The organism is Aquibium pacificum (assembly GCF_040839445.1).
Classification (GTDB): domain Bacteria; phylum Pseudomonadota; class Alphaproteobacteria; order Rhizobiales; family Rhizobiaceae; genus Aquibium; species Aquibium pacificus.
On sequence record NZ_JBDPGJ010000001.1, the window covers coordinates 567,983 to 588,761 of the forward strand.

At 65.0% G+C, this 20,779-nt stretch carries 19 protein-coding genes; 6 read left to right on the top strand and 13 right to left on the bottom strand.

Translation table 11 applies throughout. The features are described from left to right. Nucleotides 1–96 precede the first annotated feature (96 nt). Together ABGN05_RS02795 and hisG are read left to right on the top strand one after the other, a co-directional pair. Nucleotides 97–1,212 carry an ATP phosphoribosyltransferase regulatory subunit gene (locus ABGN05_RS02795; RefSeq protein ID WP_367952466.1) on the top strand — a complete coding sequence of 372 codons (1,116 nt, stop codon included), beginning with the start codon at nucleotides 97–99 and terminating at the stop codon, nucleotides 1,210–1,212. Between the two features lie 100 nt (nucleotides 1,213–1,312). Then, nucleotides 1,313–2,008: an ATP phosphoribosyltransferase gene (gene hisG / locus ABGN05_RS02800; protein WP_367952467.1), complete on the top strand. Its 696-nt coding sequence runs from the start codon at nucleotides 1,313–1,315 to the stop codon at nucleotides 2,006–2,008. Here hisG and ABGN05_RS02805 read toward each other — a convergent pair. From ABGN05_RS02805 to ABGN05_RS02825, 5 genes are all read right to left on the bottom strand, one after another. Then, on the bottom strand, nucleotides 1,995–2,450 hold the full coding sequence (locus tag ABGN05_RS02805; RefSeq protein WP_367952468.1) for a DoxX family protein: 456 nt from the start codon (nucleotides 2,448–2,450) through the stop codon (nucleotides 1,995–1,997). The two genes, hisG and ABGN05_RS02805, sit on opposite strands and share 14 nt — an antisense overlap. Nucleotides 2,451–2,576: 126 nt before the next feature. Beyond that, nucleotides 2,577–3,008 carry a DoxX family protein gene (locus ABGN05_RS02810; protein WP_373695877.1) on the bottom strand — a complete coding sequence of 144 codons (432 nt, stop codon included), beginning with the start codon at nucleotides 3,006–3,008 and terminating at the stop codon, nucleotides 2,577–2,579. 96 nt (nucleotides 3,009–3,104) lie between these two features. Continuing rightward, nucleotides 3,105–4,508 carry a class II fumarate hydratase gene (gene fumC, locus ABGN05_RS02815; RefSeq protein WP_367952469.1) on the bottom strand — a complete coding sequence of 468 codons (1,404 nt, stop codon included), beginning with the start codon at nucleotides 4,506–4,508 and terminating at the stop codon, nucleotides 3,105–3,107. A gap of 196 nt (nucleotides 4,509–4,704) precedes the next feature. Next, nucleotides 4,705–4,941 carry a hypothetical protein gene (locus tag ABGN05_RS02820; RefSeq protein WP_367952470.1) on the bottom strand — a complete coding sequence of 79 codons (237 nt, stop codon included), beginning with the start codon at nucleotides 4,939–4,941 and terminating at the stop codon, nucleotides 4,705–4,707. 69 nt (nucleotides 4,942–5,010) lie between these two features. Then, on the bottom strand, nucleotides 5,011–6,417 hold the full coding sequence (locus ABGN05_RS02825; RefSeq protein WP_367952471.1) for a S8 family serine peptidase: 1,407 nt from the start codon (nucleotides 6,415–6,417) through the stop codon (nucleotides 5,011–5,013). A 282-nt stretch (nucleotides 6,418–6,699) separates the two neighbouring features. Here ABGN05_RS02825 and ABGN05_RS02830 point away from each other — a divergent pair, with 282 nt between their 5' ends. From ABGN05_RS02830 to ABGN05_RS02845, 4 genes are all read left to right on the top strand, one after another. Continuing rightward, nucleotides 6,700–7,983 (top strand): hemolysin family protein, encoded by a 1,284-nt coding sequence (locus ABGN05_RS02830; RefSeq protein WP_373695878.1) that lies wholly within the window; start codon nucleotides 6,700–6,702, stop codon nucleotides 7,981–7,983. Between the two features lie 235 nt (nucleotides 7,984–8,218). Continuing rightward, nucleotides 8,219–9,145: a sialic acid TRAP transporter substrate-binding protein SiaP gene (locus ABGN05_RS02835; RefSeq protein ID WP_373695892.1), complete on the top strand. Its 927-nt coding sequence runs from the start codon at nucleotides 8,219–8,221 to the stop codon at nucleotides 9,143–9,145. Between the two features lie 60 nt (nucleotides 9,146–9,205). Continuing rightward, complete coding sequence (locus ABGN05_RS02840; RefSeq protein WP_367952473.1) at nucleotides 9,206–9,763, top strand: TRAP transporter small permease; 558 nt, start codon at nucleotides 9,206–9,208, stop codon at nucleotides 9,761–9,763. 19 nt (nucleotides 9,764–9,782) lie between these two features. Then, entirely contained in the window at nucleotides 9,783–11,057 is a 1,275-nt protein-coding gene (locus ABGN05_RS02845; RefSeq protein ID WP_373695893.1) for a TRAP transporter large permease, read from the top strand. 69 nt (nucleotides 11,058–11,126) lie between these two features. On the opposite strand, the gene ABGN05_RS02850 is transcribed toward ABGN05_RS02845, so the two are convergent. From ABGN05_RS02850 to ABGN05_RS02885, 8 genes are all read right to left on the bottom strand, one after another. Beyond that, nucleotides 11,127–11,903, bottom strand: coding sequence for a sulfite exporter TauE/SafE family protein (locus ABGN05_RS02850; protein ID WP_367952475.1), 777 nt, complete (start codon nucleotides 11,901–11,903; stop codon nucleotides 11,127–11,129). 341 nt (nucleotides 11,904–12,244) lie between these two features. Then, nucleotides 12,245–12,697 carry an RrF2 family transcriptional regulator gene (locus ABGN05_RS02855; RefSeq protein ID WP_367952476.1) on the bottom strand — a complete coding sequence of 151 codons (453 nt, stop codon included), beginning with the start codon at nucleotides 12,695–12,697 and terminating at the stop codon, nucleotides 12,245–12,247. A 220-nt stretch (nucleotides 12,698–12,917) separates the two neighbouring features. Beyond that, entirely contained in the window at nucleotides 12,918–13,097 is a 180-nt protein-coding gene (locus ABGN05_RS02860) for a CsbD family protein (protein WP_367952477.1), read from the bottom strand. A 149-nt stretch (nucleotides 13,098–13,246) separates the two neighbouring features. Further along, nucleotides 13,247–14,899 carry a chaperonin GroEL gene (groL, locus tag ABGN05_RS02865; RefSeq protein ID WP_367952478.1) on the bottom strand — a complete coding sequence of 551 codons (1,653 nt, stop codon included), beginning with the start codon at nucleotides 14,897–14,899 and terminating at the stop codon, nucleotides 13,247–13,249. A gap of 68 nt (nucleotides 14,900–14,967) precedes the next feature. Next, nucleotides 14,968–15,264: a co-chaperone GroES gene (gene groES, locus ABGN05_RS02870; protein ID WP_367952479.1), complete on the bottom strand. Its 297-nt coding sequence runs from the start codon at nucleotides 15,262–15,264 to the stop codon at nucleotides 14,968–14,970. A gap of 215 nt (nucleotides 15,265–15,479) precedes the next feature. Further along, nucleotides 15,480–17,474, bottom strand: a complete 1,995-nt coding sequence (locus tag ABGN05_RS02875) for a pilus assembly protein TadG-related protein (RefSeq protein ID WP_367952480.1) — start codon at nucleotides 17,472–17,474, stop codon at nucleotides 15,480–15,482. A gap of 37 nt (nucleotides 17,475–17,511) precedes the next feature. Then, a complete protein-coding gene (locus ABGN05_RS02880; RefSeq protein WP_367952481.1) occupies nucleotides 17,512–19,401 on the bottom strand; it encodes a TadE/TadG family type IV pilus assembly protein in 1,890 nt (629 codons plus the stop codon). Between the two features lie 133 nt (nucleotides 19,402–19,534). Further along, nucleotides 19,535–20,722 (bottom strand): EAL domain-containing protein, encoded by a 1,188-nt coding sequence (locus tag ABGN05_RS02885; protein ID WP_367952482.1) that lies wholly within the window; start codon nucleotides 20,720–20,722, stop codon nucleotides 19,535–19,537. Nucleotides 20,723–20,779 lie beyond the last annotated feature (57 nt).

The window sequence follows — 20,779 nt, forward strand, 5'->3', positions numbered from 1 at the left end:
CGTGATGCTGGAGAACCTTCCGACACCCCTCATCCGTCTTGGCGCTACGCGCCAATCCACCTTCTCCCACAAGGGGAGAAGGCAGGTTCTTGACGCATGACCCGCTTCCCTGCCATCGCGTCTGACATCACCGCGCTCTTCGCCGCGCGCGGGGCCGATCTCGTCGACGTTCCGGTGATCCAGCCGGCGGATCCGTTCCTCGACATGGCCGGCGAGGATCTGCGGCGGCGGATCTTCCTTACCGAGAGCGAGACGGGCGCGGCGCTCTGCCTGCGGCCGGAGTTCACCATTCCCGTCTGCCTCGACCACATCGCCAGCCAGGCCGGCACGCCGCGCCGCTACGCCTATCTCGGCGAGGTGTTCCGCCAGCGGCGCGAGGGGGGCAACGAGTTCTTCCAGGCCGGCATCGAGGATCTGGGCGAGACGGACGCCGCGATGGCCGACGCGCGCTCGGTGGCCGACGCGCATGCGCTGGTATCGCTGGCGCTGCCGGGGCGGACGCTTGCCGTAACGCTCGGCGACCAGTCGGTGTTCGAGGCGGTGCTGGCGGCGCTCGGCCTGCCGCGCGGATGGCGCATGCGGCTGGCGCGCGCTTTCGGCTCGGCGGACATGCTCGCCTCGGCGCTCGCCGACCTCGCCAATCCACCCAAGAATGCGGCGTTGCCTTCCCGCGTGGCCGAACTCGTGGCCGACGGGGAGCCGGCGGCACTCGCCGCGCATATCGCGGAAGGCATGGAGGAGGCGGGCCTGTCGCCTGCGCTGGGGCGCACGCCCGACGAGATCGCGCGGCGGCTGATCGAGAAGGCGGAACTGAGAAGCGTGCGGCTGTCGTCTGAGGCCTTCGAGGCGCTGCGAAGCTTCCTCGCCATCCGCGCGCCGCTCGATACCGCCGCCGACGCGCTGGAAGGTTTCGCCGCCGGCGCCGGCATTTCGCTGGGCGCGGCGCTGGAGCGGTTTTCGGCGCGCGCCGAGGCGGTGCGTCGCCACGGGCTTGCTTCGGCCTCCATTACCTACGACGCCGCCTTCGGCCGTCCGCTCGACTATTATACGGGACTGGTTTTCGAGATCTTCGCCGGCGACGCGACACGGCCGCTCGTCGGCGGCGGTCGCTACGACCGGCTCCTGACGCTGCTGGGCGCGAAAAGACCCATCCCCGGGGTCGGGTTCTCGGTCTGGCTCGACCGCATCGAAGCGCTGCGGGGGCAGGGGTGATGCGCCTCCAATCATTGCTCCCTGTACAGTTGCCCGCCGGGAAGCATGACGGTGAGGGGGTGCTTGCTCTGCGTCTGCAAACTGCGCGGGAGCCGCGCCCATGAGCATCACCATCGCACTTCCCTCGAAAGGCCGGCTGCGTGAGCAGGCGCTGGACGTTTTTGCGGGCGCGGGGCTCCCGGTCGTGGAGCCGCCGGACCAGCGGCGCTACCGCGCGCATGTCGAAGGGCGCGACGACATCGAGGTGGCGTTCCTGTCGGCCTCCGAAATCGCGAGCGAACTCGGTCAGGGCAGCGTCGATCTCGGCGTGACGGGCGAGGATCTCGTGCGCGAGAGCATGGCCGACTGGGAGGCGCGCGTCTCGATCGAGGCGCGTCTCGGCTTCGGGCAGGCGGACGTCGTCGTGGCGGTGCCCGACATCTGGCTCGACGTGACGACCATGGCGGACCTCGACGACGTCGCGGCGGATTTCCGCCAGCGCCACGGGCGGCGGCTCAGGATCGCCACGAAATACTGGCGGCTGACCCAACAATTCTTCTCGCAGATGCACGGCATCCAGGTCTACCGGATCGTCGAGAGCCTGGGCGCCACAGAAGGCGCGCCTGCCGCCGGTTCGGCCGACGTGATCGTGGACATCACCACGACCGGATCGACGCTGCGTGCGAACCATCTGAGGGTGCTGGAGGATGGCGTCATCCTGAAGTCCCAGGCTTGTCTGGTGGCGTCGCGGCGGGAGCGCGGCGAAGCCGACCGGGCTACGCTCGAGGACGTCCGGAGCCGGCTCAGCCAAGCTTGAGCGGATGCCCTCCGCCGCGGTGTTCGGGCGATGTCTCGCGGCCCGACCGCCGCCCGTCGACCGACCACGCGCCCGGACCGGCGATCGCCAGCGCCACGAAGCCGCCGGCCATGGCGAGGTCCTTGGCAAAGGCCTGGTCGTGCATCAGCGTCATCATCGGGTCGCCTCCGCCCTGGCCGTAGTGGCCGAGATAGCCCGCCACCGCACTGAACAGCGCGAGCAGGAGGGAAGCGATCGCCGTCTGGAACCCGACGAGGACCGCCAGCCCGGCCAGAAGTTCGAACCCTGCCGAACCCCATGTGACAAGCATCGGCAGCGGCATGCCGAGTGAGGCGAAATAGGCGGCGGTGCCATCGACGTTCGACAGCTTCGAGATGGCTGCCAAGACGAAGAGGCTGCCGAGCAGCAGGCGGGCAATCAGCAGGCCGGGATCACGGAGCATGGCTAGTCCACCTTTCTCGCCACATGATGCTCCGTTTCAGGCCCGGTGTCATCAGCGAGCGGCGTCGGCAGACACAGAACGGCCCGGCACAAGGCCGGGCCGCTCAGGTTGGAAAGTCAGGCGTCGTCAGGCGGTCGCGAGCGATCCCGACCGGGCATCGACCGAAATCGAGCCGGGGCCCGCGACCCAGAGCGTCAGGAAGCCGCCGGCGATGGTCAGGTTCTTCATGAAGGAGATCATCTGCGCCTGGTCGGAGAAGTCGGCGTGGAAAAGAACCGCCGAGGCCACGCAGAAGGCGGCCAGCAGGAGCGCGGCGATGCGCGTCTGGAAGCCCACAAGGACGGCGATGCCGGCAAGAGTCTCCAAGATGGCCGTGAGCCAGGCAAGAGCGGTAGCGGCAGGCAGACCGACCGAGCCGATGTAGCCGGCCGTGCCGGCGATGTCGCCGAACTTGGACAGGCCCGACATGATGAACATGAAGGAGAGGAGGACGCGTGCCACGAGAAGGATGGCGCTGTTGGACATGGGGAAGGTGTCTCCGGTTTCGGTAAGGCTCAAGATAGCCGTTCCGTTGGAAACTAATAGTGGTGCGATTGCCTACTCAACGTTCGATAATAGTGAACGATAGGGTCGGCCGTTCCTCGACGTCGCGAACTATCCCGGCCTGGTCATCTCCTCCGGCCGCACGATGCGGTCGTACTCCTTGCCCGTCACGAGGCCAGTGGCCAGCGCCTCTTCGCGCAGCGTCGTGTTGTTCTTGTGCGCGGTCTTGGCGATCCTGGCGGCGGCGTCGTAGCCGATCTTCGGCGCGAGCGCGGTGACCAGCATCAGCGAGCGCTCGAGAGCTGCCTTGATGTTGTCCTCTCGCGCCTCGATACCGACCACGCAATTGTCGGTGAAGGAGCGCGCGGCGTCGGACATCAGCTGCACCGACTGAAGGAAGTTGTAGGCCATCAACGGATTGTAGACGTTCAGCTCGAAATGGCCCTGGCTGCCGGCGAAGGTTAGCGCGGCGTTGTTGCCGAAGACCTGTACGCAGACCTGCGTCAGCGCCTCCGACTGGGTCGGGTTCACCTTGCCTGGCATGATCGAGGAACCCGGCTCGTTTTCCGGCAGCGCCAGTTCGCCGAGCCCCGAGCGCGGGCCCGAGCCGAGGAAGCGGATATCGTTGGCGATCTTGAACAGCGCTGCCGCCGCCGAATTGATGGCGCCGTGGGCGAAGACCATGGAATCGTGCGCGGCCAGCGCCTCGAACTTGTTGGGCGCGGTGACGAAGGCGATGCCGGTGATGTCGGCGATGCGTTCGGCGACCTTCTCGGCGAAGCCGACGGGTGCGTTGAGGCCGGTGCCCACCGCCGTGCCGCCCTGCGCGAGTTCGCACAGGCCGGGCAGGGTCTGCTCGATGCGCCTGATCGACGAGTCGACCTGCGCGGCATAGCCGGAAAATTCCTGGCCGAGCGTCAGCGGCGTGGCGTCCTGCGTGTGTGTGCGGCCGATCTTGACGATGTGGTCGAATTCCTTCGCCTTGGCGTCGAGGGCGGCATGCAGGTGCTTCAGCGCAGGTACGAGGTCGTGCACGATGCGCTCGGCGCAGGCGACATGCATGGCCGTCGGGTAGGTGTCGTTGGACGACTGGCTCATGTTGACGTGGTCGTTGGGATGGACCGGCTTCTTCGAGCCCATCGTGCCGCCGAGCATCTCGATCGCGCGGTTGGAGATCACCTCGTTCGCGTTCATATTCGACTGTGTGCCGGACCCGGTCTGCCAGACGACCAGCGGAAAATGATCGTTCAGCCTGCCGTCGATCACCTCCTGGGCAGCGGCGACGACCGCCTTTCCAAGCTGCGGATCGAGCCGGCCGAGCGCCATGTTGGCTTCCGCCGCGGCGCGCTTGACGATGCCGAGCGCCCGCACGATCGACAGCGGCTGCTTCTCCCAACCGATCCTGAAATTGCCGAGCGAGCGCTGCGCCTGCGCGCCCCAGTAGCGGTCGCCGGGAACATCGATGGCGCCGAAGGTATCGGTCTCGGTGCGGGTCGTGACGCGGGCGTCGGACAAGGCGGCCTCCTGGGTTCAGAGGCTTCCGCCTATCGCGCGGACCTTCCCGCTTCAAGCGAAGAATGAAGCGGGCGGTCTCTCAAATCGATTCAGTCGGCAAGTGGAAGTCGTTGAAGAAAAACAAGGATCGTTGCCGGCGGTCAGGCATGTCCGCATACGTCGGATCGTTCGTCGACCGAGCGCGCTTGCGTGCGGTCTATTGGGTTCTCATGGTGCCCTCGGGTTCGACGCTGGTGATGCCCTCGATGTCGCCGGAGGCGGCGCTGACGTCGCTCTCATTACCATGAATGATGAGGGTGCTAATGAAATCGAGCCTGTCGTCGACGGCGATGCCTCGCTGGGCCAGCTTCCCGGCGACCACGTCGAGACTCGTCACCTTCGGATCGACCACGCATACGTAGCGGCGGGCCGCCGCATTCTTCTCGTCGCTCATGCTACTCTCCAGGTTGCGAGCGCCGCCGTCGTGGCGGCGCTCCAGGCTACTCCTGTCCTGCGACGACCGCTATTCGGCTGCCTGCGCCGTCGCCTGGCCGCTCGGGGAGAAGAATTTCCACCACCACCAGGGCAACGGCTTGACGATGACGTTCCGGAGGTAGGGCGCCTGCACGATTCCGGAACCTACATGGCCGGCAGGTTCGCCCGAGACGGCTTCCGCCGTCGCGACGAGGCGCTGCCAAAGGGCGCTGCCGCGATAGGAGGCGCCGGATTCGGCGATCAGGGCGGCGATACCGGCAACGTGCGGAGTTGCCATGCTGGTGCCCGACAACGTGCCGTGTGTTCCCATCGCTACCGGGATGGCCGAAAGCACGTCGACACCGGGGCCGGAAATATCCACCTTGCCGTGCGGAGCATGGAAGGTGACGTTGGAAAACGCCGCGCGGCGCAGGTTCTGGTCCAGTGCGCCGACCGCCATGATGGATGGGGAATTGGCCGGCCGGCTGACGGGCTTCAGCCCGAAGCGCGAATCATTGCCGGCGGCGGCAACGATCAGGGAACCCACGTTCAAAGCAGCCAGCGCAGCGTTCTCGTAGGCCTGCGAGAAGCCTGAGTCGGTGGCCATCGCGCCAAGCGACATCGAGATCACCTCGCAGCGGCTCGCCACGGCCCAGTTGATGCCGGCGAGGATCCAGCCGTCCGCCCCGCTTCCGGCATTGCTCAACACCTTGCCAGCGAAGATGTCTGCCTCGTAGGCCACTCCATAGCGGTCGGTCGTTCCGTCGGCGGGTTCCTTCGGGCCGCAGGCCGTGCCGATGCAGTGAGTTCCGTGCCGGTTCTGGTCCTGGACAGCCTCGCCCGGCACGAAGGAGCGGCTGGTGATGTTGCGGCCGGCAAAGTCTGGATGGTTGAGGTCCATGCCGGTATCCAGCACGCAGACCTTGATGCCCCTTCCGGTCCGTCCCTGGAGGAAGGGGCTGGAAGCCACCGTGCGGGTCTTCTGCAGACCCCAGGTGGTGCCGACCGCAAGCGCTTCGGCTTCCGCGGCGCTGATGCCTTCCGGCCACGACTCCGCAGCCGCGTAACGATCCGCAAGCGCGTTCGTCGCATCCCGGAAGCCACGGACGTAGTCACTGTAATCCCCGCCGAGCGCATACATCATTTGCTCCGGTTCGAGGACCGGGCCTTCGGCACTTTCGGCGAGCGCCGACATCGTCGTCATGCGGCCGAGTTGGTCGGCGTCCGAGGGCGTCACGACCGCCACGCCGATCTCGTCGAAGTAGATGCCGTCGCCGCTCTCTATGGATTCCGCGGTGACGCTCTGGCCTTCGTAGTCGCGTGAACTGGCGATGTTGAGGCCCACCGCATTCTTGATCGCCCTCTGGGCCTCGCTGCTCTTGTGGGGACGTCCCACCACGAGCATGCGGCCCGTGTATTCCGGCTCCTTGGGCAGTTCGAAGATTTCGGAGGTCATGTTGCTGCTCCCTTCGTTGTGCCGTGGTTTCGTGCCGCTGTCGCGGCTGCACGGCGTCGGTGCCCCGATGGGAATGGCGCCCACCGCCCCCGCTGGCGGACGCTTGCGATCGCCGTACCAGGGACGGCGACACACTTCTTATGTCCGCATAGCCTATCAGCCGTGCGGGGCCGCAGTCTGTGCCGCGTTTCACACTCTGCCGTTCGCCTCCTCGTGCGCACAGGGGCGTCCCTCCCGCCGGCCTGCGTGTTGACCAGCGACCCCCGAAGCTCTACCGCCTGTATGGCCATGTTCGAGCTGATCGTTGCCGCCTGCCTCATCCTCCTCAACGGCGTCTTCGCGCTGTCGGAGCTTTCGGTCGTCTCGTCGCGCAAGCCGCGGCTGATGCTGATGGCCGAGCAGCGCAAGGCTGGTGCGCGGGCTGCGCTGAGGCTCGCGGAGGAACCCGGCCGGTTCCTGTCGGCCGTGCAGATCGGCATCACGCTGATCGGCATCCTCGCCGGCGCGTTCTCAGGCGCCGCGCTCGGCGGGAAGTTCGCCGTCGTGCTGGAGGGGTGGGGTCTGGCCGACAATGTCGCAGATGTCGTCAGCTACATCGTGGTGATCGGATCGATCACCTTCTTCTCGGTCGTTATCGGCGAACTGGTGCCGAAGCATCTCGCGCTGAAGAACGCCGAGGGCTTCGCCTGCATGGTGGCACCGGCGATGACGCTTTTCTCGCGGGTCGCCGGGCCGGTGGTTTGGCTGCTCGACGCCACGACCAAGGGCATTCTGGCGCTGACCGGGATGGCGGCGGAAGGCGAGAATGCGGTGACCGACGAGGAGATCCGCACACTCATCGCCGAGGCCGAAAGCGCCGGCGTGATCGAGAGGGCCGAGCAGACGATGATCTCCGGCGTGATGCGCCTCGGCGACCGTACCGCCCGCGCCCTGATGACGCCGCGCACCGAGGTCGAGATGATCGATGCGTCGCTTCCCGGCGACGAGCTGAAAGCGGCGCTGCTTGCGACCACCCACACGCGCATTCCCGTCCACGAAGGGTCAATCGACGCGGTGATAGGCGTCGCCCGCGTCCGCGACGCGGTGGCTGGCCTCTTCACGGACCCCGAGGCCGGCATTGCGGAGCATGTGCGCTCCGCTCCGGTGGTGCCGGACACGATGACCGCGCTTTCGGTGCTGGAAACCCTGCAGAAGGCCGACGTGCCGGTGGCACTGGTCCACGACGAGTTCGGCCATTTCGCGGGGCTCATCACCCCGGCTGACATTCTCGATGCGATAGCCGGCGCATTCCGCTCCGACGAGGAGGACGCCGAGCCCGAGGCGCGCCAGCGAGCCGACGGGTCCTGGCTGATCTCGGGCGCCATGCCGGCCGACGAGATGGCGGAACTGCTCTATCTCGAACTGCCGGAGCGGCGCGGCTACGATACGGTCGCCGGCTTCCTGCTCGATGCCTTCAAGCGCCTGCCGCAGACGGGCGACACGATCGAGATGGGCAACTGGCGCTTCGAGGTCGTCGACCTCGACGGTCGCCGCATCGACAAGGTACTGGCGGAGCGGCAAAGGTAGGTCAATCCTTACCATTGCCGCAGCGCTTGTTTCCATATCGTCATGCGGCTACTGTTTTTTCGAGGGATGGAAAATATGGAGGAGGCTCGCCGGTTGGAGGACCGTGCGGGCAGGCGAAAAGAAAGGTGACAGCCCCACCGGCGATGTCCGTCGCGGAGGGTAACTCGGGAGGAGAAAAAACGTGAAGACAACGAAACTGCTTGCCGCACTTGCGGCGTCTGCTGCTGCGTCCACCATGGCAATTCAACCGGCCTCGGCCGAGACCACGCTCAAATGGGCGCATGTGTACGAAGCGAGCGAACCCTACCACACCTGCGCGGTGGCGGCTTCCGACAAGCTGAAGGCAGCGACGGAAGATCGGTATTCTATCGAGGTCTTCCCGGCCTCCTCGCTCGGCAAGGAAGTGGACATCAACGAAGGCCTCGGCCTCGGCACGGTCGACATCATCTACACCGGGCAGCTCTTCGCGGGGCGGGCCTACGGACCAATCGCCATCGGCGGCGCGCCATTCATGTTCCGCGACTTCGACCATTGGGACAAATACCGAAACTCCGACCTCTTCAAGGACCTGGCGCAGGGCTACACCGACGCGACCGGCAACCACATCACGTCGGTCACCTACTACGGGGAGCGCCACGTCACCTCGAACAAGCCGATCGACAAGCCCGAGGACATGGCGGGCCTGAAGATCCGTGTGCCGAATGCGCCGCTCTACATGATGTTCCCCAAAGCCACCGGCGCCAACCCGACTCCGATCGCCTTCGCGGAAGTCTACCTGGCGCTCCAGCAAGGCACGGTCGACGCGCAGGAAAATCCGCTGCCGACCATCCAGGCCAAGAAGTTCTACGAGGTTCAGGAGCACATCAACCTGACCGGGCACATCACCGACGCCCTGCTTACGATCGTCGGCGGGCCGGCCTGGAACGCGATGGACGCGGCCGACCAGGCCGCGCTCGAAAAGGTGCTGGACGAGACCGCCGACTGCGCGACCGGTCAGATCATCCAGTCCGAGAAGGACCTGGTGCAGTGGTTCAAGGACCAGGGCGTCGACGTGCGCGAGGTGGACCGCGCGCCCTTCCGCGAGGCGACCATGAAGCTCCACAACGGCGAGGATGCGACCTGGGACCAGGCCACCTACGACAATCTGCAGGCGATCGAGTAGGGGCAGACACCGGGCTTTCCGGCGGCGCGGCACCGCGCCGCCGCCATCGCCGGGAGAACAATGATGCGGCATGATTCCGACGACGCCGGACGTGTGTCCGACAATCCGGGCGACGAATCGCTTTCGGACCTGCGTGCGGTCGACGGCATCGTGCTCGTTGTCTTCTGGGGGCTCGCGTTCGTCGTGTTCCTGCAGTTCTTCACGCGCTACGTGCTCAACAACTCCTTCGGCTGGACCGAGGAGATTGCGCGTTTCTTGCTGATCGGCGTCACGTTCATCGGCGCGGCGATGGCGGTCCGCAAGGAGAGCCACATCGCCGTGGAACTCATCTACCGGTACCTGCCGCGACGCCTGCGGTATCTCCTCCAGCTGTTCGTCGACGTGATCGCCATCCTCTTCTATGCGGTGACGGGCTGGCTGTGCGGGCGCATGGCGCAGAGCACGCAGCAGATGATGGTCTCGATCGACGTGCCGAAATCGGTCGTCTACTGGATCGTGGCCGCCTGCTTCGCCGCTATGACGGTTTACGGCGTGATCGTCCTTGTCCGCCACCTGAGATCGGGCACCAGCCGTCTGGTGGATCCCGAACAGTTCGCGGCCATGGGACCAACCTTGTGATCGGCGCCTCCCGATGATCCTGACGCTCCTGTTCGTCCTGCTCTTCGCGCTGCTTGCACTCGGCGTGCCGGTGGCGATCGCACTCGCTGGTTCCTCCGCCGTCTTCATCTTCCTCGACGGACGAATACCCGACGTCGTGGTCATCCACCGGATGGTGAACGGCGTGGATTCGTTTCCGCTTCTCGCTGTGCCGTTCTTCATCCTGGCCGGCAACCTGATGAACACCGCCGGCATCACCGAACGCATCTTCGAATTTGCCAAGGCGCTCGTGGGCTGGATGCGCGGCGGACTGGGCCATGTGAACATCGGCGCCTCGGTGATCTTCGCCGGCATGTCGGGTGCCGCGGTCGCCGATGCCGGGGGGCTGGGCGCGATCGAGATCAAGGCGATGCGCGATGCGAAGTACGATGCCGGCTTTTCCGTCGGCATTACCGCCGCCTCATCGACGATCGGGCCGATCATCCCGCCCTCGCTGCCGATGGTCATCTACGGCGTCGTTGCCGGCGCTTCGATCGGCCAGCTCTTCGCCGCCGGCTTCGTCCCCGGTATCCTGATGGCGCTGGCGCTGATGGCGATGGTTGCCATCTACGCTCGCCGGCGCGGCTATCCCCGCGACCAGGCGTTCAGCATGTCGGTGCTCGGCTCCTCGTTCCTGCGCGCCTTCCTGTCGCTGATGACGCCGGTCATCATCGTCGGCGGCATCCTGTCCGGCGCGTTCACGCCGACAGAAGCGGCGATCGCCGCCTGCGTCTGGGCGCTGTTCCTCGGGCTCGTCGTCTACCGGACGCTGACGCTCCAGCGGTTCCTGCGCGTCTCCTTCGACACGATCGAGACGACGTCGGTGGTTCTCTTCATCGTAGCGGCGGCTTCCATCTTCGCGTGGATACTGGCCTCCAACCGGGTGCCGGAGCATTTTGCCGGCATCATCCTGGGCATCTCCGAGAACCCGATCATCGTGCTCCTGCTGATCAACCTGATCCTGCTTCTGGTCGGCTGCTTCATGGAGACGGTCGCGGCGATCACGATCCTCGTCCCGGTGCTGCTGCCGATCGCGCTCAAGATGGGCGTCGATCCGGTGCATTTCGGGGTCATAGTGGTGCTGAACCTGATGATCGGGCTCCTGACGCCGCCCGTCGGCCTCGTGCTCTACGTCCTGTCGCGGGTCGCGAAGGTGCCCTTCGAGCGCTGCGTGGTAGCGACCCTGCCGTTCCTCGTTCCCCTGTTCCTCGTGCTGATCCTGGTGACGTTCATTCCGGCGATCACGATGTGGCTGCCGACGCTGCTCTATCGGTGAGCAGCCACGTTTCCGAGACCGAACGGCGGGTGTCTCTCCGCCGCTGATCTGCTGCCGGTCCCCGGCCGCTCAGATCCAGCCGATCTGCTGCATGGTCTGCCATCCCGCAAGAAGCACGATGAGCGTTCCCACGAGGCGCAGAAGCACCGTTTCCGGAAGCACCTTGACGAACAGGCCGGCCAGCGGAGCGGCGAAGAGGCCGCCCGCGATCAGCCCGCCGATGGCAGCGAGATGGTCCCTCATTCCGCCGGCGGCGTCCCAGTGACCGGTCACCAGCGCCAGAAGAAAGCTGAGTGACACCGCAAGCGTAATCAGGAATTCGCTCGCGTTGACGGTGCCGATCACGTAGCGCGGCGGCGCGCCGGCTCCCAGAAGCCCGGTGGTGACGATCGGACCCCAGCCGCCGCCTCCGGCAGCGTCGAGAAAGCCGCCCGCCGCACCCAGCGGCGCGACGATCGGCGCCGGGACCGGGCGGGACGGAATCTTGCGAAACGAGCGGAAGACCAGCCATGCGCCCACCAGAGCGAGATAGCCCGTGACGTACGGCTTTACCATGGAGCCGTCGAAGGACGTCAGCAGGTAGGCTCCCGCGCAGCCGCCGATGATGCCGAACGGCGCCAGGCGCCAGAACAGCTTCCAATCAATGTTGCGGTGGTAGAGGTGGGCGGAGCCCGATGCCGCTGTGGTGAAGAGTTCCGCGGCGTGTACGGCCGCGGAGGCGTGCGCCGGGGCGACGCCGAAGGTCAGCAGGGTGGTGGAGGAGATGACGCCATAAGCCATCCCGAGTGCGCCGTCTACCGCCTGGGCGAGGAAGCCTACGAGGGCGAAGAGAAGAAAATCCTGCATGCGCGTGCTCCTTTGGACGAGGTCAGGGGAAAAGCGGGAAATCGGTTCGAGCAACACGCCGGCGCGCGGGCCCCGAAAGCCTGACGCTGTCGCGCGGCGCGTCGGGCGACGTCGCGACGGGGTCGGCTACAACTGGAGAGGTGGCGGCGTCCGCGGAAATGACTTGCGCGCAGGCATTGGGCAGGGAGGAAACGCGAAGGCGGCGGCCGAAGCCCCACGCGAGGAAAACAGGGTCCACTCCGTTCACCGATGCGTCGTTAATCACTATTAAGACTACATACTTAGTAGTGATTAAGCGCGAAATGATTTTCTAAAGATGCGCTTCTTGTCGGAATTTCTTACTATTTTGCGTGGGTTAGGGACGAAGTGCCAGCAATTTCCTTGCTGATGCCATCCTTGAGCGTCGTCGCGTCGAGAACGGCGCGGGTCGCCTCGGCGACGCGGCTGAAGACCCGGCGGATTTCGCATTCGGACTCCTCGACGCAATCCTCGCAGCGCCGATACGCAGTCCGGCTGAGACAGGGGAGGGGCGCGATCGGGCCTTCGATCGTGCGCAGGATCTCGCCGAAGGTAATCCGGTCCGGCCGCCTCAGGAGCAGATAGCCGCCGGCCTTGCCACGCCTGCTTTCAACCAGTCCGTTGCGCTTGAGGTCGAGCAGGATCTGTTCGAGGAATTTCTTCGGGATGCGCTCGGCCGTCGCGATTTCGGCGATCGACATGACCTCGCCGCGCTCCTCGGCGTGCGTCAGCGCGATCATTGCCCGGAGGGCGTACTTGGCCTTCTGCGAAATCATCCCGTCCTGCGCCCTTCCGACCGCATCGTACCCGATGGCATCGATTCGCCGAAAGGGAAAGGGCAGAGGGCCTCCAGGCGCGCGTATGACGCAGATCAGGGAACTTCGCGTGCGACTTCTTGCCGGTTGCACCGGCTGATGAATCAAAAGGGCGGCATCGCTGCCGCCCTCCTGGTCGTTTCGCGTCCCGTTTGTCGGACAGCGGCGCGCGTGTGGGCGGTTAGCTACCTGCCTTCTTCACCGTGTCCTTGGCGTCGCCATAGGTCTTCTGGGCCTTGCCGGCGACTTTCTCGCCCTTGCCTTCGGCTTCGGTTTTCGACGAACCGGCGGCCTTGCCGGCAGCTTCCTTGACGGCACCCTTGGCTTCGTGGGCGGCGCCCTTCACCTGATCCTTGTTCATCTTGGTATCTCCTGATGTTCACAAGCAGAGGAAAACGCTGGGGTAAGGTGGAGGGTTGCCGTCGAATAAAAAGAAAAGGGCGGCCCTCGCGAGCCGCCCTCGATGCAGAGGCAGGATGCCTGGTCCCCAGGCCGAGCCCAGGGAGGGGCTTAGAAGTCCATGCCGCCCATGCCGCCCATGCCGCCGCCCATGCCGCCCGGCATGCCGCCGCCGGCGCTCTCCTTCTTGGGAGCTTCGGCGATCATGGCTTCGGTGGTGACGAGCAGGCCGGCGACCGAGGCCGCATCCTGGAGAGCGGTGCGCACGACCTTGACCGGATCGACGATGCCCATGGCGATCATGTCGCCATACTCGCCGGTCTGGGCATTGTAGCCGTAGGTCGCGCTGGAGTTCTCGAGGATCTTGCCGGCGACGATGGACGCTTCGGCGCCCGCGTTCGAGGCGATCTGCCGAGCCGGCGACTGCAGGGCGCGACGCACGATGGCGATGCCCGCCTTCTGGTCGGCGTTGGCGCCTTCGCCCTTGATCGCGAGCGAGGCACGCAGGAGCGCCACGCCGCCGCCGGGAACGATACCCTCTTCCACAGCCGCACGGGTCGCGTTGAGCGCGTCGTCGACGCGGTCCTTCTTCTCCTTGACCTCGACCTCGGTCGAGCCGCCGACGCGGATCACCGCGACGCCGCCTGCGAGCTTGGCGAGACGCTCCTGGAGCTTCTCACGGTCGTAGTCCGAGGTGGTCTCGTCGATCTGCTGCTTGATCTGAGCGACGCGGCCCTGGATCTCTTCCTTCTTGCCGGCGCCGTCGACGATGGTGGTGTTCTCCTTGGAGATCGACACCTTCTTGGCGCGACCGAGCATGTCGAGGCCGACGTTCTCGAGCTTGATGCCGAGATCTTCCGAGATCACCTGGCCGCCGGTGAGGATCGCGATGTCCTCGAGCATGGCCTTGCGGCGATCGCCGAAGCCCGGAGCCTTGACGGCGGCGATCTTGAGGCCGCCGCGCAGCTTGTTGACGACGAGCGTGGCGAGCGCCTCGCCCTCGACGTCCTCGGAGATGATCAGCAGCGGCTTGGAGGTCTGGACGACCGCTTCCAGAACCGGCAGCATCGCCTGGAGGTTGGAGAGCTTCTTCTCGTGCAGGAGGATGTAGGCGTCCTCGAGCTCGGCGACCATCTTGTCAGGGTTGGTGACGAAGTACGGCGACAGGTAGCCGCGGTCGAACTGCATGCCCTCGACGACCTCGAGTTCGGTCTCGGCGGTCTTGGCTTCCTCGACGGTGATGACACCCTCGTTGCCGACCTTCTGCATGGCCTCGGCGATCATCTCGCCGATCTCGGTCTCGCCGTTGGCGGAGATCGTGCCGACCTGGGCGACTTCCGAGGAGGTGTTGATCTTCTTGGCGCTCTGCACGAGGCTCGCCACCGCTTCGGCGACGGCGAGGTCGATGCCGCGCTTCAGGTCCATCGGATTCATGCCGGCGGCAACGGCCTTGTGGCCTTCCTGGACGATCGACTGCGCCAGCACGGTCGCGGTCGTGGTGCCGTCACCGGCGATGTCGTTGGTCTTGGAGGCCACTTCGCGCACCATCTGGGCGCCCATGTTCTCGAACTTGTCCTCGAGCTCGATCTCCTTGGCGACGGTAACGCCGTCCTTGGTGATGCGCGGAGCGCCGAAGCTCTTGTCGAGAACAACGTTGCGGCCCTTGGGGCCGAGCGTGACCTTCACCGCGTCGGCGAGGATGTTGACGCCGCGCAGCATGCGCTCGCGGGCGTCGCGGGAGAATTTTACGTCTTTGGCAGCCATGTCTTAGCTCCTGGATACTGGACCCGAAGGGCCCAAAAGTTCAGTGGATGAGTTGGCGGAAACCGAAATCAGGCGATCACGCCCATGATGTCGGATTCCTTCATGATCAGAAGGTCTTCGCCGTTCAGCTTCACCTCGGTGCCGGACCACTTGCCGAACAGCACGCGATCGCCTGCCTTCACATCGAGGGGAACGAGCTTGCCGCTCTCGTCGCGGGCACCCGAGCCGACGGCGATGATCTCGCCTTCCTGCGGCTTTTCCTTGGCGGTGTCCGGGATGATGATCCCGCCCTTGGTCTTCTCTTCGGATTCGACGCGCTTGACGACCACGCGGTCGTGAAGCGGGCGGAAATTGGTTTGTGCCATATGAATATCCTCGATACGGATGTTGAAGAGTTTCCTCCGTCCGGCAGTGCCGGGCGCTGTTAGCACTCTCGATGAAGAGTGCTAACCTGCGGCGGTGACATATTCTCGAGGTCGGAAGATGTCAAGCGCTGGCTAGGTCCGAGGGGCTCTCCACGCGCTCGTTCGCGCCGTGGGCAGCCGCTTCGTCGCGCACATGGCGATGAAGCGCCGGATGGTCAACCCACGATGCGCAGATTCGAGAGCTCGTCGGCTATTTCCTTGAACTTCTCGGCGAGGTTGGCGCCGGTAGCGTTCCAGAACAGCTTGGCAGGCTTCGTCGGATCGGCGGAATTCTTGCGGAACCGGGAATCGGAAGAGCAGGCGCGAAGACCGTCAATCTGTGCATTTTCGGTCGCATCGGTCTCGCTGAGGTCGAGCGCGACGGTGAGGACCAGGATGCCGGCGGCCTTGGCATTGCCGCAGAGTGTCTGAAGCTGCTCGTTGAGAGCTTTCGTATAGTTCGAATTCGAGTAGTCGAAATCGCCGACCGCGCTGCTCGTGCCCATGAAGAGTCGGGTCTCTGAGCCGCCGTCATAGGCTTGGCCGGTATAGCCATAGGAGGAATAGATTGACTTGTTGTCGGCATGATCCGAATAGCCGAGCGAACCGGGCGTGTAGTAGGTGTTGGCGCCGTCCGTCAGCAGGATGACGATCTTGTCGTTGCCCTTCTCGATCTCCGGCCGCCCCTGGGTGAAGGGTTCTCCGCCCGACACGGTCCGCCAGCCCCAGGCCAGGCCCTCGGGCACGTTCGTGCCGCCGCTGGGGGCCATCGCGTCGATCGCGGTCTTGATTGCGGTCAGTCCGTCGGCCGTCGACACGTCGGTCAGTGGTGTGATCGGATTTGTCGTACAGGAGTAGTTCGGGCCGGTTCCCTGCGGCGAGGTCGTGCCGTACGGGCGCACCTCGAAAAATTTCGGCATGTTCCTCTGGCGGATAGAGGCCGAACTCGCCTCGGTGCCGTCGTTCCACCAGTTGTTTGGCGCGGAGTAGTTGTCGGGGCTGGAATCGGCGTCGGTCGCCCACCGGTCGCCGGCTTCGTCAGGCGCGAACATCGGCACGAAGAGGGTGGCGGTATCGCCCGTCCACACGCCTGTCGCTCCCGCAGAGACGGCCGGCGGCGTGTCGTCGATATTATAGGGATACGGACGCGCCTCGACGCATCCCTGCCAACTCGCGTAGGGACCGAGCGTCTCCTCGTAATAGCCGGTCTCGCGCCAGTAGCCTTCGCGGCAGGTGCCGTTCGAGCGGTAGCGCGTGCAGACATATTCAGAGCCCGTTACGACCCATTCGCGGGTGTCGACCTTCTTCATGTCCTTGTAGAGGGAAAATCGCGAGAGGATCTCGTTCTCCTCGACGCCCCAGTCACTTCCCTTCTTGAACCACACGCCGGCGACCTTCTCGGCACGCCGGTTGCCGGAACTCATCGTCGACCAGTCGAAGTTCTCGTGGTGGACCGGAGACACGCCTTCGCCATCCATCCATGCGGCGCCGGCATTGCCGGGCCCGACGTTTACCGATGCCGCAAAGGGAACGAGCGAGAACTGGACGGGCCTGTCGACCTGCTTGATCAGCGCCGCCTGCTGGACCAGCGTGTCGACCAGTTGCTTGGCGGCAGCCTTGAGAAGGTCGATGCGCTTCTGGCCCGAGCCCGATCCGAGGTTCGACATCGATCCCGAATTGTCGAGCGCCAGAGCGACCTCAAGCGTGTTCTTCAGCCTGAGTTCGTTGCCGGCGCTGAAGGCGACCGGCTCGTTGTCGGGTGTCCCGGTGAGCAGGTACCGGAACGACGGCAGGAAATAGGGCCTGTAGTCGAGCGTGGCGGAAAGCTTGAGCGTGCCGCCGCCGCTGGTGTTGGTGGGCAACTGGACGGAAAGCACCGTGTCTGCCGCGTTCACCGGCCCCAGGTTGGCCTCGAAGAAATCCTTGGCATAGGCACGGATCTCGGATTCAGTCGCGCCCTCCACGATCCGTCTTGCCGTCGCGATGCCAGCCGCGTCCAGCGCATTCAGCATTGCCTGCTTCTGACGGATCATGTCGGAATAGTCGACCGCCAGCGAGACGCCGCCGAGGATCGGCAGCATGGCGAGCGCAAAGCCGATCGAGTAGTTGCCCTTGCGGTCCGCGACGAGACGGCCGGCCGAGCCCGCCGCCCCCGAAAAGCGGCGGGACAATGCTCTCGCTATCCGGCTCAGCGCCCGACGCAGCATGTCAGCCCACGATGCGCAGGTTCGAAAGCTCGTCGGCGATGGACTTGAAGGTGCTTTCAAGCTCGCCGCCCGTGGTGTTCCAGAACAGCTTCTCGGCGTTTCCGTTTGCATCCTTGCGGAAGCGGGAGTTCGAGGAGCAGGCCTTCAGCGCATCGATCTGGCCCTTCTCGTCGGTCTTCGACGTTGAGAGATCGAGCGATACCGTCATGACGATCAGACCGGCAGACTTCGCCTTTTCGCACATCTGGTTCATCTGCTGCGTCATGGCAGTGGTGTAGTTGCCGTTGGAGTAGTCAGTCTTGCTGACGGACGTGCCCATGAACATACGGGTATAAGACTCGCCGGGCTGATTTTTCGCGGTATAGCCGTAGGCCGAGTAGGTCGACTTGTTGCCGGACGCATCGGCGTAGCCGAGCGACGAGGGCGTGTAATAGGTGTTGGCGCCGTCGGTCAGCACGATCAGCACCTTGTCGTTGCCCTTCTCGGACTCGGCTCTGCCCTCGGTAAAGGGGGCCCCGTGCGAAACGGTCTTCCAGCCCCAGGCGATGCCTTCCGGAACGTTGGTGGCGCCGAGCGGGGCCATGGCGTCGATGGCGTCCTCGATCGCTTTCTTGCCCGTCGACGTCGTCACGTCGGTCAGCGGCGTGATCGGCTTGGTGGTGCACGACGAGTTCGGTCCCTGGCCACTGCCCGACGCCGACGTGCCCTGTCCGGCCGGTTCGAAGTACTTGGGCATGTATTTCTGCCGCTTGATGGCGGTGTCGTTCAGGTTGTCGGTCCACCAGTTGTTCGACGCATAGCCACCCGAAGTCTGGTCCGTCTCGTCCGGCGCGAACATCGGAACGTAGAGCGTGGCCGGAGTGCCGGACGTTGGAGCGGTATCGTCGAGGTTGTAGGGGTAGGGTCGCACCTCGACGCAACCCTGCCAGCTTGCATAGGAGCTGTAGACCGGCACGTTCTCGTACTTGTCTTTCCAGCCGTACTCCCTGCAGCCACCCCACCAATAGTAGCTCACGCAGGCCCATTCGCTACCGGTCTTCACGTTCTGGGTCCCGGTTATCCGCTTGAGGTCGTTGAACATCGTGAAGCGTGTGACTTTCTGGCCTTCCTCCGAGCCCCAGCCGGAACCGTTCTTGTAGTAGACGCCGCCGGTCAGCTGGACCTTCTTGTCGGACGGCATGGTCGTCCAGTCGAAGTTCTCGTGGTGGATAGGGGAGCGACCGTCGGTGTCCATCCATGACGCGCTGGCATATTGCGAGCCGACGTTCACGGAGGCGGCGAACGGGACCAGGGAGAACCGGACCGGCTTGTCGACCTGTTTGATCTGTGCCGCCTGCCCGGCGAGCGTGGTCACCAGCTGCTTGGAGGCATCCTTGAGAAGGTCGATGCGCTTCTTGCCCGAGCCGGAGCCGTTGTAATCCATGGAACCCGAGTTATCGAGCACGAGCGCTACTTCGAGGGTGTTCTTCAGGCGGATTTTTGTCTCGGCTTCGAACTTGAGCGTTTGCTCGGTCGCGCCGATCAGATCCGCGAAGGCGCTGAGGAAGTAGGGCTTGTAGGTCTGGGAAGCCTTCAGCGTCAGCACGCCGCCACCGCTCTCCGATGTCGGGAGGATCAGCTCGAACTTCACCCCGCTCGTGTCGATGTCGTTCATGTTCGCGGAAAAGAAGTCCTTTGCATAGGCTAGCGTGGCGGATTCCGTATTGCCCTGTACGTAGTGGCGCGCCGCGGCTATGCCGGCGGCGTCCAACGCGTTCAGAGTCGATGCGCGCTGTCGGCTGATCTCTGTGTAGTCCACGGCCAGCGCCAATCCGCCCAGAATTGGCACGATCGCGATCGCCGTGGCGATGGCATAGTCGCCGCGGCTGTCCTTCCAGAATCTGCGAAACATTCGGCTGCACCCCTGCCTACTGAGACGTCGCCGAGAACGATGACACAGGAGCGCTACGATACCGTTCGCACAAACCCTCGAAACTGCCACGCCGGATTGGGTATTTGTTAACGAATCCAGGGGGTGAGTGGTGTCAGGCGACCCGTCCGGCCGTCGCTTCCGCAGAGCGCAGACGCTTAGGCTCGGAGAACCGGTTTCCGATCATCAGGTCGATCCCGAGGTCGAGGATGTTGACCGCATCCTCGTCCGTCATGATGCCTGTCGCGATGACATCGATCCCGCTTTCGGCCGCGGCCGTCGCGATCTCGCGGCCCGGTACCTGCTTGCGCCGGGATTTCTCGCGGTCGAGGAGACGGTTCGCGTCGAGCTTGAGGAAAACCACTCCGAGATCGCGCAGATCGGAAATGCTGCCTGCGGGTCCGTCCCATCCTTCCGCGGCGAACGATATTCCGGTCTGCAGGAGACCGGACAGTCGTTCACGCTGGGTCGGCGTGGGCTCGCGCAGCAGTGGCGATCCCAGGGACAGGACGATCGACTTCGACAGGGCAGGATGTCCGGAGATCAGAAGCGTGACCGCCTCGCAGGCGGACTCCTCATCCAGCAGCGCCTCCGAGATGGGGCAGTGAAGGGGCATGCTACCGCTTCGGGGACCAAGGCGCCGCCGTGCGGTTTCGGCCGCGCGCGTCACGAGGAGGCGCTCGAAGGCCGCCCGATCCACCCGGCTTGCGCTCGGAGACAGGCGGTAAATGTCCTCGGTGGCTCCCGCGGCGGTTTCCAGATGGGCGAAGGTATCGAAGCCGACCGCTTCGTTGCGGCCGATCGATACGATGGGCTGGAGACTGAGTTCGAGCACTCCGGAAGAAACCGCTGCGGCAAGCGCATCTTCCGCCTGCCCGCCGTCACGCGCCGAAGCCGCCGTCTTCCTGCCTTGCGATTTCGCGGCAGAGGGATGCGGAATGACGTTTTTTGCCGCTTCGGCAGGCTCGGAAGGCGTCTCGCGGTTGTCGGAGAAGCGCGCAAGCTCCTCGCCGACCCAGTTCTCGATGTCCTCCACGGCCCTCGTGCCGGCATCCGCCTGGGCCGCGAGCCTCGACAGCGTGATCTCGATCGAACGGGAGAAGCGGGTGAACTCGGCCGCCTGCCGCTGCGACCGCAGCAGTGCCAAGCCGGCCAGGGCCAGCGCGCCGGCCGACAGCAGGCCGACGACGATCAGAACCGCTGTCTGCGACGGATAGATCGCGGCGGTCGCTTCGGGCGTCACCGCCCGCGCGCCATAGACGCATGCGCCGAGAATAGCGGCGGCAAATGCCGCACGAGCCAATCGCATCCCAAGTCCCCGGTCGGCGTGGGTGCCTCCGTCCCGGGAGGCCGCCGTTAA